The organism is bacterium (assembly GCA_037127815.1).
Taxonomy (GTDB): Bacteria; Patescibacteriota; Minisyncoccia; order Phycocordibacterales; family CAIZLB01; genus CAIJKW01.
Map to the genome: position 1 here is coordinate 47,745 of JBAXXP010000002.1, position 14,740 is coordinate 62,484.

Annotated in this window: 14 protein-coding genes; all 14 read left to right on the forward strand. The window is 34.6% G+C overall.

The features are described 5' to 3' along the window. The first annotated feature begins 118 nt into the window (after positions 1-118). Complete coding sequence (gene dnaJ, locus WCQ00_02110; GenBank protein MEI6042339.1) at positions 119-1,231, forward strand: molecular chaperone DnaJ; 1,113 nt, start codon at positions 119-121, stop codon at positions 1,229-1,231. Between the two features lie 347 nt (positions 1,232-1,578). Then, entirely contained in the window at positions 1,579-2,046 is a 468-nt protein-coding gene (locus WCQ00_02115; protein ID MEI6042340.1) for a hypothetical protein, read from the forward strand. 164 nt (positions 2,047-2,210) lie between these two features. Next, positions 2,211-3,449: a DNA methyltransferase gene (locus WCQ00_02120; protein ID MEI6042341.1), complete on the forward strand. Its 1,239-nt coding sequence runs from the start codon at positions 2,211-2,213 to the stop codon at positions 3,447-3,449. Between the two features lie 137 nt (positions 3,450-3,586). Next, positions 3,587-4,171, forward strand: coding sequence for a hypothetical protein (locus tag WCQ00_02125; protein ID MEI6042342.1), 585 nt, complete (start codon positions 3,587-3,589; stop codon positions 4,169-4,171). 211 nt (positions 4,172-4,382) lie between these two features. Further along, a complete protein-coding gene (locus tag WCQ00_02130) occupies positions 4,383-4,901 on the forward strand; it encodes a hypothetical protein (protein MEI6042343.1) in 519 nt (172 codons plus the stop codon). Between the two features lie 105 nt (positions 4,902-5,006). Beyond that, entirely contained in the window at positions 5,007-5,708 is a 702-nt protein-coding gene (locus WCQ00_02135; protein ID MEI6042344.1) for an alpha/beta hydrolase, read from the forward strand. A gap of 723 nt (positions 5,709-6,431) precedes the next feature. After that, positions 6,432-7,901 carry a proline--tRNA ligase gene (gene proS / locus WCQ00_02140; GenBank protein ID MEI6042345.1) on the forward strand — a complete coding sequence of 490 codons (1,470 nt, stop codon included), beginning with the start codon at positions 6,432-6,434 and terminating at the stop codon, positions 7,899-7,901. Between the two features lie 257 nt (positions 7,902-8,158). Continuing rightward, the gene (locus tag WCQ00_02145) at positions 8,159-8,479 is read left to right on the forward strand and encodes a histidine phosphatase family protein (protein ID MEI6042346.1); all 321 of its coding nucleotides are present in this window, start codon (positions 8,159-8,161) and stop codon (positions 8,477-8,479) included. Between the two features lie 66 nt (positions 8,480-8,545). Further along, complete coding sequence (locus tag WCQ00_02150) at positions 8,546-8,932, forward strand: HI0074 family nucleotidyltransferase substrate-binding subunit (protein ID MEI6042347.1); 387 nt, start codon at positions 8,546-8,548, stop codon at positions 8,930-8,932. Further along, positions 8,932-9,237, forward strand: coding sequence for a nucleotidyltransferase domain-containing protein (locus WCQ00_02155; protein MEI6042348.1), 306 nt, complete (start codon positions 8,932-8,934; stop codon positions 9,235-9,237). The genes WCQ00_02150 and WCQ00_02155 overlap by 1 nt, the downstream gene beginning before the upstream one ends. Before the next feature lie 122 nt (positions 9,238-9,359). After that, positions 9,360-10,982: an ABC-F family ATP-binding cassette domain-containing protein gene (locus WCQ00_02160; protein ID MEI6042349.1), complete on the forward strand. Its 1,623-nt coding sequence runs from the start codon at positions 9,360-9,362 to the stop codon at positions 10,980-10,982. Positions 10,983-11,005: 23 nt separating this feature from the next. After that, positions 11,006-12,286: a pitrilysin family protein gene (locus WCQ00_02165; protein MEI6042350.1), complete on the forward strand. Its 1,281-nt coding sequence runs from the start codon at positions 11,006-11,008 to the stop codon at positions 12,284-12,286. A 196-nt stretch (positions 12,287-12,482) separates the two neighbouring features. Continuing rightward, positions 12,483-13,103: a lysophospholipid acyltransferase family protein gene (locus WCQ00_02170; GenBank protein MEI6042351.1), complete on the forward strand. Its 621-nt coding sequence runs from the start codon at positions 12,483-12,485 to the stop codon at positions 13,101-13,103. Between the two features lie 38 nt (positions 13,104-13,141). After that, on the forward strand, positions 13,142-14,530 hold the full coding sequence (locus tag WCQ00_02175) for an HAD-IB family hydrolase (protein MEI6042352.1): 1,389 nt from the start codon (positions 13,142-13,144) through the stop codon (positions 14,528-14,530). Positions 14,531-14,740 lie beyond the last annotated feature (210 nt).

The window sequence follows — 14,740 nt, forward strand, 5'->3', positions numbered from 1 at the left end:
GCATGAGCGAATATTCAATCGATGGACATTTATCCATTATTGAATATTCGTCATATAATTATTAAATCACAAAGTAGGTATGGGCCTAAATTAAAATCGAAAATCAAATTAAATCAAAATGGCTAAAGACTATTACAAAACATTGGGGGTTGATAAGGGTGCAAGCAAAGATGAAATCAAAAAAGCTTTCAGAAAACTTGCTCATGAGCATCACCCTGATAAAAATCCAAAGAGCGCAGATAAATTCAAAGAAATAAGTGAAGCTTATAGTACTTTATCTGATGATTCAAAGCGTGCTCAATATGATCAATTTGGATCAGCTGGTCCTGGTGGTGGAGGACAGTATGGTGGTGGACAAGGCCAAGGAGGTTTTGGGGGTTTTGATTTTTCTGGAAGTGGTTTTGGTGGAGGGGACTTTGGACAAGATGGTGTTGAATTTGATTTAGGCGATATTTTTGGAAGTATGTTTGGTGGTGGAGGAAGAAGTTCTGCTAAAAAACAAAGACGAGGACGTGATATAGAAATTAGTATTGAAATAGATTTTAAATCGTCCATATTTGGAAAAGAAGAAAAGGTGACAGTTAGCAAGGATAGCACTTGTAGCCATTGCGATGGCACAAGAGGTGAACCTGGTACTAAGTTTGATGATTGTGGTACTTGCCAAGGAACTGGAACTGTCTATGAAATAAAACGTACAATCTTTGGTCAGATGCAAAATGAGAAAATTTGCGATAAATGTTTTGGTACCGGAAAAATTCCTAAAGAAAAATGTAAAACATGTAGAGGTGAGGGAACAGTACATAGCACAGAGGAGATAAGTGTAATAATTCCACCAGGGATAAATCCAGGTGACACATTAAGAGTTCAAGGAAAGGGTGAGTCTATAGCAGGTGGTGCCCCAGGGGATTTATTTATTAAGCTACATATCAAAAAACATCCAAAAATAATTAAAGATAATTTTGATTTAATATTTCCACTTGAAATTAAATTAACAGACGCACTACTTGGAGCTGACATTAAAGTTGAAACACTTGAAGGTGAGTTAATACTAACGGTGCCCGCTGGAATTACACACGGAGAAATGCTCAGAGTTAGAGGAAAAGGAGTACCAATGGATAATAGAGCCACTCGCCGAGGAGATCTGTTGTTCAAGATCTCAATTAGTATTCCAAAGAAGCTTTCAAAGGATGCAAGAAAGTTACTGGAGGAATTAAAGAAAGAGGGGATATAGAATAAACTTCCTATTATCCCTAAAATTAGACTCTGGGCGATAAATAGTATATAATGGCTACATTATGGCAAAAAGAGCAACTGGTGTAGGAAAAGGTAAGGCTTCTCGTTCTAAAAAAACAAAGAAGAGACTTGCAATAAAGCATGAAGCTTTCGCAAAAAGAGATCCAAACAAGAGATAGTCTTGAATACTATATTCATGTCTGTTAATAATTACCCCATCTGAGACTGAAGCAGTCGATGGGGTTTTTATCTTTGATAGCAAATTTAGCGATTGAATGTTCACGAAGTATTTTATTAACATAAATAATTTCCACAATAAGATAAAACAATATATAATAAATACATATGTTCAACATCGGATTAATTGCAACTCTCGTCGTTCTTATCGGTTTAACTTTTTACAAGGGGAGAGGAGTAATGTATTCACTAATAATTGCATTTTATCCAACAGCTGTAATTTTCAAATCTTTTCCATATTTGCAAAACGTATTAGTTGCAAAGGATACAGCCTTTAATATTTACCTTTCACAAGCCGGAGTTTTTATAGTGATGTTTGCTTTACTATTCTTTATCACAAGAAGACTTAGTCATTATGACGGTACAAAAAGTGGTATAGCTGGCTTCTTAGACGCTGTACTTCTTTCAGTTTCGTTGATTCTATTAGTTATGACCCTAACATTTCACATACTACCAGCAAGGGATATATATAGCTTAACAGCAGACCTTAGAGACTTCTTTAAATCTGGACTAGGTGATTTTGTGTGTGTCTTGTCTCCAATGATTGCGCTCATGATAGTTACAAGAAGAGGTTAGAGATAAGGTTGAAGGTAGGCCATGTTCAAGCCATTGTTTTTTTGGTGTTACTGTGTTATAGTAGCATTAATGTTATCGATTCTCCTGTCATTTAGGCAAAGGGATTAACCCCGACGACGTTAGGCGGTAAGACCTCAAATTGGTACCTTACCCCATACAAATATATGAAAAATAAAATGGATTTATACTGCGCTACCTTTGTAAGTGGCGGACAGAGCATAATAGAGAGACAACTTAAGAAAAAGCCAAAGGATAGATTTAGACTTGTAGAAGTAATTGATGGTATGGCGATTTTTGAAACTGACTATACTCCGCATGAGTTAAGACAAATGCGTTTTTTTACTAATATATTTGTTATATTAAACGGTCTATATTTCAAGGAAGATATGTCTTTTGAAAACTTGTTCAAGAGATTTATAAATGATGGTGTGCACAACAAATCACATGTCAGAACTCTACTAGGACAACACAGAGAAACTTTTAAAATTGTTGTTGCAGAAAACAATCAGACAATTGGTTTTGATCGTGTATATCTACAAAAAGCAGAAACGGTTGTTGAAAAAGATCTAGGAATGAAGCTTTCTGTTCGTGAACCCCAAAGAGAACTTTGGTTTATGAGAAGAAATAAGCTTAGGGTTAACAAAGAGAATGTTGAAGAAGTTGACGAAGAGTGGAATGAGGCGGTAGCAAAAGCTACAGCTGACAAGAACGGAAACACAGTAGGGGATACAGAGGGTGAACTAACACCACTTGGTGAAGTATTGGAACCAAAGAATAAGAACATAAGACTTATTTGTGCACTTAGACTAACTCAACTTTCTGAAGACAAAAAACATCATAGAGCTGGCGAGCTTCCTCCAGAAGTTGCCGAGCTTCTAATACTGGAATCTAACCCAACTCCAAAGGATATTATTCTTGATCCATTTTGTGGTTATGGAGGAATTCTAAAAGAGCGTGTTCACTTTAATGCATATAAAAATGCTATTGGTGTTGATTCACATGAGCGTGCTATTGAAGGAATTCACAAAGAATTAAACAGACAAATCAATACCAGAAAGAATATAAAATTAATTCACGGAGATTTCTTTGAATTAAAAGAAGAAACTATTCCAAAGGGTTCAATTACAAAAATTATTACTGATCCACCATGGACAAGTTTCCGTGGAAAAAGTGTATTCAAAGATCATGCTTTTGAGAATAATAAAATCGATTATAATGAAATGCTTACTAAATTTGAGTATGTTCTAATGAGAGGCGGAAAAGCTATTATATTAATAGTGGGGGATAAGGAGGAGTTTGAAAATAATCTATTCAATTTTCAAAAGACTATGAAATTAGACAGAACAACTCATATTCTTGTGGCTGGAAAAAAGGCTGCCATTTACAATATCTCAAGACAATAATCTTAAAACAGTCTCGGTTATCCCGCATTATGTTGACATTGGGCGTATAAAACGTATTATTTTATTCGAACATATAGCACTTTGATTTCGCTCCGTGGTGGAGTATTTCAGTTGCTACAACCCCAAATAAACATCCTATGAATGCAGTGATAATTGATAGTACGATGCTGTCGCTGACTGTAATCGCAGCAATACTTTCTATTTTTCTTGTGCAATTGATTTTCAAGAAAAACATACAGGACGATGTGCAGGATAACTCTATTTTGACGTTGATGAAGGTTAAGGCTAATTCAAAAAAACTGAATGAGCTGAGTCGTAATAAAAGTCTTGGTAACAAGGATTTATATTGCGAAGCCAAAATAATACTTCGTGATGCTTTGAACGAAGGCTTACTTTTTACAGGGAAACAATGCCGCTTTGGAATAGGTAGGGATAAATTCTGTACATCAAACGGTGATAATAATCTATACAAGATACTCGCAAAGGAATACACCAAACAAGCTGGCTATTACAATCAAGAGGATTTGAAAGTCTCCGGATGGGTTACTCTTGTTGTACAAACTTATTTGCGGTTAATTGATAAAAAGATCGGCAGCAAGAATCTTGCAACATCTAGTCTTGAATCTGAATACAAGAGTGGACTTGAGGACATTGTTGAAAGTCTCAAGGTACTGGAGGAACTGTGTCCATATTCCTTGACCAGTACATTGCGCAATGCCTGAATACTCAAGTTGTTTCAGCTAAATATCCATCCACAAATCACAAACCCGCTTAATTGCTACAACTCGTCATATACGAGAAGTGCAATTGAGCGGTTTTTTTGGGGTCAGGCACCACGGTGCCTGACCCCAAAAAAAGGTGTGCATATCTATATTGAAAATTTACAGACATGTTATAATCAGTAAGTACTAATAATATTATAATACTAGAATTATGAAATTAATAATCTTACCAGGAAACAGCAAATCAAATAGAGAATGGGCGGACAAAGCAGCGTTGGCATTTTCTAATGAATTCGAAGATATTTACAGACAATATTATTCACATTGGGAGGGCGATGACGCTGATATAAATTTTGAAATAGAACTTGATAAACTTGTAGATAATCTGGGTTCTGATGACTATATAATTTTTGCCAAATCTGTTGGAATAATAGTAACACTTTATGGAATCTTCAGAGGTAAAATAAAACCTAAGAAATGTGTGTTTGTAGGATTTCCAATCAACATGGCATTAAAAGAAGGTTTTAATGTCACTAGTTGGTTGAGAGAATTTAAAATTCCAACAGTACTTATTCAAAACTCTAATGACCCCATCACTTCTTTTGATGATTTAAAGAACTATCTGGAGCCACTTAATAAAACCAATATTGAACTTATAGAGTTGGAAGGTGACAACCATAAATATGATGATTTTGAGCTAATCAAGTCCAAGACATTGACTTTTCTATAAAAATGTAGTATAAATACTGTGTTCCTGCTTTTCGTTTGGGCGAATGGCATATTAGGAATTTGATCTTTAAAACAACAAAGCCCTAAGGGGCATGGAAAGGTTAGCTTGAAAATTGTACTAATTCCCGGACTTTTCAGTTCATTCTTTATGATGGAAAAATTGAAAGATCGGCTGAAAGGACTTTATCCCACAGCAAATATCGATTCAATTTCTTCGTCTTGGTTTACAAACGTAAGCAACGCAAAGGAAGAACTTGGAAAGCACATCTCTGACAACTATAGCCCTGATGAAGACTTGGTCATTATCGGGCATTCATTCGGTGGACAGCTTGCTACACACTTCATCGATGATTCAAGGGTTAAGGCCGTGGTCACAATTGGTGCCCCCAGTCATAATCCAATGGATTATCCGTTTCGCGTGTGGCCCATCCAAAATCTCTACTTCTTTCAATCCCTGTTCAACTTCAGGTTCCGCCTGAAGGAAAAACATAGAGCGAAGTTATTTGGAGGAGTCCTGCCGGACTACGTCGAAGCACTGAGTTACGGATGGCTTGCGTTGCAAGTCTGCATGGGTGCCGTACTCGGTAACTTTGCCCCAAAGGTTAAGTCCGTAGGCAAACTGCTTGCATTTTATTGTGATGGAGACCCAACTATTTTGCCGAAAGTTGTCAAGAAATTGGCACGTCGGTATCATGGAAGGGAGATTGGTATTTCATGCCCTCATCACTATCCAATTCTCGAGGACAACAAGCTTGATTTGATCGTAAGTGAGACTCAAGCATACCTCACAGAACTCAAGGTTCGTTAATGCCTTCAACTATCCTGCAAGATAGACAAATTAGCAACTGGCGCCCCCGAAAGGGGGGCGCTTTTTCATTCCTATAAAATATGCATTAAATACTTGATTATTTATCAAAAATATGATGAAATATGACGCAGAGGTTGTTTTAAATAATCAGACCTCATTCAAAACAAACAAGTAGAATAATCAAATCGTGAAAAGAGAATACGGAGTAAGGGAAGGGCAAGTGAGACCGGCCCTAATTGGTCCAATTGCTGAATTGCAAGCGAGGGCTTCAAAACCCGAGCCAAAGAAGGTACGCCGACATGGAGTTGGTGATCCTGATATCGGAGAATTGAAGATTGTTCGGATTAGCCAAGATTCGGCGAGAAAGTGTCAATTTTGCAATCGCAAGTTGGCAAACTGGAAAGTGCTGCTGTGGCGCAATCAGCAGGACCTGATGCAGTTTTGTTTTTGTGAATCTGATAGTGCTTGCGAGACTTCTGCTCGCAACACTGCCATGTTTCGTCCGCTTGGCAACCTGCGTTCTGTTCAGACACTCAAACAACCTCAGCCAATGTCTCACGACAGACCTTGGCTGCTGAAGGACTGAGTTTCAATTCATTTAGTGCCCCCGCGTTCCGCGGGGGCACTTTTTCTTTATGAATGAATAAATTACCCCAACCAGCTTCAATTGCTCCAAACCTATATTTATACTATTATAATCACATGACAAACGAGACTAAAAAAATGGAAGGTGGTTCCAATAAGGCTGATACAAACAAGTCTAAAGCAAGCAATATTATCACCCCAAGATCAGAGGATTATTCTGCATGGTATTTGGATGTTATTGCAGCTGCGGACATGGCAGAATATAGTCCAGTAAAAGGATGTATGATTATCAAGCCAACAGGATATGCCATATGGGAAAACATGCAAAAATACCTAGACTCTAGGTTCAAAGAAACAGGGGTAGAAAATGCATACTTTCCACTATTTATTCCTGAACGTTTTTTAAATAAGGAAAAAGATCACGTAGAAGGCTTTGCACCTGAGGTTGCAATGGTCACACATGCCGGAGGAAAGAAGTTAGATGAGCCATTGGTTATCAGACCAACATCGGAAACAATTATTTATGATACTTTTTCACGATGGATACAATCGTACAGAGACCTACCTCTACTTATCAATCAATGGGCAAACGTTGTGAGATGGGAAATGAGACCTCGTCTATTCCTTAGAACTGTAGAATTCCTATGGCAAGAAGGTCACACTGTACATGAGACTGAAAAAGAGGCTGATGACAAGGCAAGAGAAATGCTTGAAGTTTACAGAGAATTTGCTGAGAACATTTTAGCAATCCCAGTAATTCTTGGAACAAAATCTGAATCAGAAAAATTTGCTGGTGCATTTAAAACATATTGTGTTGAAGCAATTATGCAGGATGGAAAAGCATTGCAATTTGGAACATCGCATCACCTTGGCCAAAACTTTGCTAAAGCCTTTGATGTTAAATTCCTAGGCCGCGATAATACTGAGCAATTTGGTTGGCAAACAAGTTGGGGAGTAAGCACAAGAATGATTGGTGGACTTATAATGACTCATGCAGATGATAAAGGGTTGGTTCTGCCTCCAAAAATCGCCCCTAATCAAGTTGTAATTACAACAATTATAAATAACGATGAAGACAGGGAAGCTATCATTGCTAAAGCTGAAGAAGTTTCATCATGGCTAAAAGAAGGAGGTATAAGAGTTAAAATTGACACAAGAGATATTAGACCAGGTGAGAAATTTTACGAATGGGAGAGAAAGGGTGTTCCTGTTAGAATTGAACTTGGTAAAAAAGATCTTGCAAATGATACGCTATTTATTGCAAGAAGAGATACTGGAGAGAAGGTTTCAATTACTACTGATGATGTTGTAATCACTGTTTCAAACCTACTTGAAGAAATTCAAAATAATCTATTTGCAAAAGCTGGTGATTATAGAAAAGAAAAAGAAAGAACAGTTGATACATGGGAAGATTTTGTTAAAGAAATTGAAGCTGGTAATTTTGTTCTTGCGCACTGGTCAGGTGATGCTGACGTCGAAGCACAAATTAAAGAAGAAACAGCTGCAACAATTAGATGTATTGCGTTTGATCAAGTACAAGATGACGGAGTTTGTATAAAGTCTGGTAAGCCATCTAAAGGTAGGGTTATCTTTGCAAAGTCGTACTAATTCAAATTATTAATGACTGATACAACAAAAATAATCTTTCTACGTCACGCTGATACAGAGAAAGATCCAAATTTGAATGCCTCACAATGGGGTTTATCTGACAAAGGTAAGTCTTAGTCATTATTACTTTTGGATAATCTAGAAATAAATAGCGCTGATTTAATATATGTCTACCAAGAACGAAAAACATACCTTACGATTGAACCAATTATAGTAAACTTTAAAAAAAAATTGAGGAATCATCTTATTTTAATGAAGTGAAAAGAGGAGATATTTTTTTGTCAAAAGAACAATTTGATGAAGAAAAGAAGAGACAATTAACAGACTTGACTTATCATGCATTTAACAGGGAGTCTTGCGAAGAAGCCTTGAGTAGGTTTAAAGATGGTGTATCAAATATAGTTAAGGATAATGAAGGAAAAATTATTTTAGTTGTCACACATGGTACTATATTAAATTTATTCTTTGCGTCCTTACTAAATATTGGTATCGATGGGTTAAATGAACTTTGGAAAAAAACAGATTTTTGTGCGTATGGAATTGTAGAAGGGAATACCGTGAAAAAAGATATTATCTAATAATTAACGTCCTATCATTATGGCGATATTGATTATAGCAACCTATTGTATTATAATATGAACATTATGAAGGAAAAACTAGATAAAAAAATTAAAGAGTTTCTAAACGCCCTTGATCGTTTTGATGAAGTTCTGGAGCCTAAAAACGCCATTGAAAGAGATGCTTTGATTAAAAGATTTGAGTTTACCTTTGACACAGGATGGAAGTCGCTCAAAAATTTTCTTGAAGTAGAATATTCACAACAAGAAATTCAATCCCCAATACAAGCCTTTAAGGCTGCGTTCCTAGTTTCAGTATTCAATGAAGATGATGTACAAAAATGGACTAAAATGAGAGACACTCGTAATCAGACGGCACATGAATATGAAGTGCAGATTGCAGAAGAAGTGGCTGTATTGGCTAAATCTATGTCAGAAACTTTTCATAATTTATCAAAATTATTTATTAAATAATGAAATTAGCAGAACAAGATAGAAAAATGATAAAGGCAGGAATTCTAGATATTTTGAAGTCTTATATTAGGTTATCTGAGTATAAAGTATTTTTCTTTGGCTCTCGAGTGAATGGTACAGCGGGAGAGCGTTCAGACATAGATGTTGGAATAATTGGAGAAAAAATAGATATATCTAAACTATTAGAGATACAAGAAAAACTTAAAGATTTAAAAACTCCTTACACTGTAAACTTAATAGACTTTTCAAATGTCAGTGATAGTTTTAAAGAGACTGCAATGAAGAATGTTGAATATTTTGGTTAAAAAATAATCGTATACAATCATATATAATCGTATATACACTAAACATACGATTCAATAACACAAAGTAGTCATGATTATCACCTGATCTACTAAAATTATCAACGTGCAAATCAACACAAAAAATGAGCCTTATAAAAGCTGAAAAAATTAATAAGAGCTACGGTCTAATTGATGTCCTTTCTGATATCTCATTTTCTATTGATAAGGGTCAGAAAGTGGCACTGGTTGGAAATAACGGAACTGGTAAAACAACTCTGCTTAAAATAATAGCAGGTATTGAAGAGTATGATTCTGGGTCTTTAAATATTCTCAAAAATACCAGAGTTGGATATTTGCCACAAGACACAAGTTTTGTTGAAGATGAATCTGTAGAGACTTATCTAAAAAGAACAGCTACAAATGATGACAACGTACCTGATTATGACTTTGCTCATAAAATGAAGTTAATACTTTCAGGATTTGGACTTAATAATATTGATCTACAACACAATGTTTCAAAATTAAGTAGTGGTCAGAAAAGTAAAATAATTCTTGCTGGAATATTACTAAAGGGAGTAGATTTGTTACTTCTCGATGAACCCACAAATAATCTAGACCTACCAGCGCTTATTTGGCTTGAAAATTATATTAAGGAAACAGAAACCGCTTGTATTTTAATTTCTCACGATAGAAGATTTCTCGATAAAGTAGTCAATAAAATTTTTGAGATAGATTGGCTAACTCACAATTTAAATATTACAAATGGAACATATAGTGATTATTTAGAAACTTTGAAGAAGAGATTACATCGTCAAAAAGAGGAATATTCCAATCAGCAAGAAGAAATAGATAGACTATCTAAACGTGCTCATGAAATGAAAATGGAATCAGCAAGGGGGTCAAAGTGGGTTGGGTCTGATAATGATAAGTATGTTCAAGGGTACAATAGAGATATGGCTGGCAAAGCGGGACGTAAAGGAAAGGTTATCGATAAAAGGGTTGACCAGATAGATAAAATTGAAAAACCAATAGAAAGAAGCTCATTTGAAATATCTCTTAATGCAGAGAAGAATCCTGGTACGATGGATATTAGACTACTGGACGTTATCGCTGGATATTCAAATAGTAAAAATTTGAGCGATTTAGGTTTGAATGTAAACGTTGATGTAGATGGTAATAATGCAAATTTCAAAATCGGACCTATTTCCTTTGAACTAAATTATGGCCAAAGGGTTGCAATTATGGGTTTAAATGGAACAGGAAAGTCTACATTACTAAAAACAATTACGGGGCAACTTAAACCACTGGAAGGAAAAGTGGAATTTGGATCTGGCCTAAAAATTGGAAACATGATGCAGGAGCACGAAACTCTTCCAAAAGATAAAACTCTTCTAGAATTTCTGACAGAGAGAGCCTACACAGATGAACAGGATTCATATGTACAGCTTGCCAAGTTTGGTTTTAATGAAAAACAGATGAGAAAACCAATTAATGCGCTGAGTCCTGGTGGACGAGCAAGATTACTTCTATCACTTTTTTCTGCACAGTCAGTAAACCTGTTGGTATTAGACGAGCCAACTAACCACCTTGATATTGAGGCTGTTGAGGCATTAGAAGAAACACTTAAAACCTACAAAGGTTCAGTTTTAATAGTATCTCACGATAGATATTTTCTGGAACAAGCAGCGCTTGATACTACATATCTTTTGTCAGATGGAAAACTGACAAGAATTCCAGATTATAAAAGTTATGTGGAGAATCTGTAGAATATGATAAGATAAGCTACAACATGAAAACAACAGAATACACACTCGATAATGGACTTCGTGTAATACACCAAGAAAAAGAAGGTTCTAAAATGGTAGATGTTAAAATAATTCTGGGTGCGGGTAATTTTTATAATAACTATTATGGATACAAGCCAGGTGTAGCGCATTTTCTTGAACATGTTGTTCATGAAAAAACAGAGAAGTATCAAAATAAAAAGGACTTAACATCAATTCTGACTGATTACGGGGGAGTTAGAAATGCAGCAACAAGCTCAATAGAGAGAATGTCATTTTACGCCACAGTGTTAGAGGAATTTGCAGAGAGCGCCTGCGATTATATATCACAGGTAGTATTTCATTCAAAATTTGACCAGGTGGCAGTTGATAAGCATAGGAAAATTATTACGGAAGAATTATTAGCATCTTTCAAAAAATCTGGAACAAAAGTCTCTAATTTATTTAATGAGTTAGCACTCGCTGAAACGGATTTTAAATTTCACACTTTAGGAACGGAAGAATCGCTCAAGGAAATCACTCTAGAGGATTTACAAAGATTTTATAATGAGAGATTTGTAGCGCAAAACTGCATACTATCTATAAGTGGCGATATTACTATTGAAAAATGTAAGGAGTTGTCCAATAAATACTTTATTAATATAAGAGAAAGCACAGCTCTAAATTCTCTAACCCATATTGAAAATTTGGATACAAAAAAAATACCTCCAATAACTCTAAAAAAACAGGGTTATGTATCAGTACCTGAAAAACAAGCTGTTGTTAGTTTTGGAACTATTACCAAAGGACGGGATGATCCTAGATATTTTGCTTTAAAGATATTGCTAGATTTTTTAACAAATTCATCTAATTCAATTTTAAACATAAGATTACGAGAAGAAAATAGCTTACTGTATAATATATCCAGTATTTTTTACACAAATCAACTATTTGGTTATGTATATTTTAGTTTAAATGTCCAGCCTTCAAACATACAACAATGCCTGGATATTATTAAGCATGAGATAAAGGAGGTTTCTGATGGTAAAATAACTGATATTGAATTGAGTCAGACAAAAAAGAAGTCAGAAGCTTCAGAAATATTTTACAATCAGTCCATTCAAGATGAATCATTTGCATATGCAAATCTTAGATTATTATTTACTAATGTTACGAATCAAAATGAATTTTTACAAAAAATCTTAGCCGTCACAAAAGAAGAGGTAATAGAAGCTGCAAAATGGCTATCACAGAATCTAAACATCCTTGCTGTTTGTTCTAATGAGGAGCAAAAATATGATTTCTAGCACTATTTTAGCCAAACTTGCGCCTTTTAATAATGTGTGTTAATATTTAATCATTGTGGATAAAGATAGTTTAAAACAATTAAATCAGCCAATAAAACAGCCGTTCACGGACAATTTAATTATTTAAAATTTGCGACAATTATATGTCGCATTTTTTATTGCCACAAATACATCATACAATACAAAATATAGAAAAATGAACACTTTTTCAAAAATTACACAATTCATCGCTTGGTTTATAATCATAGGGCTTACAAAGCCATTTTTCAAAATTGAAATAAAAAACAAACATAATTTAATTGGAGTCAGGCCACCAGCAATTTTAATATCAAATCACATTAGATTCTATGATAGCTTCTTATACAGAATAGCAGTTGGTCTTTTTTCACCACTTGCACCAATAAGATTTATGGGGGTTAAGAAATTTCATAACCCAATAATGAATTTTATGTATACCGTAGGTCTTATTCCACTCATATATGCGCTTATGGGAGTTGTTGTTGTTGTAACAGGACAAGGTACAAGTAAAAACCTAGAAGGTGCCAAAAAAGCATTAAAAGGTGGAGCTGTAATTGCAATGTTTCCAGAAGGTAGAATGTATTACGATGATACCGTTGGTCCATTTAAATGGGGTGCAGCAATTTTAGCTGAAGAAGCTGATGTTCCACTAATGCCATTTGCAATTAGAAAGCATGGTAAAAGAGTAATAATCAATGTAGGTAAACCTTTTAATATCGATAAGACAAAGGGCCCAACTGAGAACACAGAGCTTATGAGAGATGTGGTTGTTGATTTGTTTAATGCAATTAAATTTTAAGATATCAGCATTTTAGTTTATAATAGAAAATACCAAATATGAAAATAGAAACGCATTCAGTTTACGTAAAATTATCTTACGGGCTACTCAGAAGAATAGTAGCCCTTTTTATGAAATCATTCCTTTTGAAGGAAACTTCAGGGTTTGAAAATATTCCAAAAGAAGGTGGGGCAATTATAGCAATGAATCATCAAAGCTTTTTTGACTTTCTATCTGTTGCCGCTCTTGCACCAAGAAATGTTCACTTTCTGGCAGCCGAAAAATTCTTTTTAAATAAATACTGGAGGATACTAATGATAGCAACTGGACAAATTAGAGTTGACAGAAAGGCTGAAGATAAGACAAAGGCGTTAGAGGGTGTACACAAACACCTTAAGGCAAAAACTCTGGTTGGTATTTTTCCAGAAGGTACCAGATCTCATTTAAAAGATGAGATGCTCAAGGCCTATACTGGAATTGCTAAATTTGCGCTTGAAAATAAAGTACCGATTGTACCGGTAGGTATTATTGGAACACATGAAATAATGTCCAAAGCTGACAAAAAGCCAAAGATTAAAAAAGTATTAGAAATTCATGTTGGAATCCCTATGCATTTTGAAAAGTACTACGGAATGCAAGAAGACAAAGAAATATGTACTTACGTAACAGAAAGAGTGATGATGGAAATAGAGAAATTATCTCAAAAGAAATATCCTCATTATGAATCTCCAATGCATAATGAATTTACAGATAAGAATGTTGCATTAATTGACCTTGATGGAACTTTAACAAAGGATCAAACTCAAGGACTTTTTGTAAAATATTTAATGGAGAAGGGTTATATAAGCAAAAAAGACTCATTTCTTATTTATCTATGGTTCATTTTATACAAAGCAGGCCTTGTTAGTAATCCAAAGAAAGCTCTTGGTTTTGTATTAAAGAAATTTATTGGGGAGGAAGTATCTGTTATAGATAAGGTTGTTGATGATTTCTACGAAATATCATTAAAAAACAATATATACGAGCAATCATTTGACTTGGTAAATAAGCTAAGAAATGAATCTTATTACACAATACTTACATCAGCAGCTGTGCAACCAATTGTTAAGAAGTTTGCAAAGGAACTTGGTTTTGATGATTATATTTCTACAGAGCTCGAGGTAAACAACGGAATATTAACAGGAGAAATAAAAGGTGAAAGTCATCATGGAATTAATAAAGTTTACGCTTTACATAAATATTTTGACAAACATAAAATAAATCCTAAGAAAATTATCGCTATAAGCGACCATCACTCTGATTTACCTTTACTAAGGTATGCAGAGTACGCTATATCAGCTAATCCTAATAAAAAATTATTTAAATATTCTAAGAAAAATAATATTCCTGTGTTATACTTAAACAACAATGAACTTTTTCAGTATATCAAGTCTAATATTATCAATTAGTAGTTTGTGTTTTGGTCTTATCATATACAGAAGTGATAAGAACAGTAAAATTGCACAATATTGGTTATATACATCTATAATTTTTTCGATTTGGTCATTTAGTTTATATGAAGTTACAAAAACTTTATCGATGAATGTGGCATTCTTTTGGCAATTTATTCTAGATATTTCAGCTATAATTTTACCTACTCTTTATTTTGGCTTTACCTC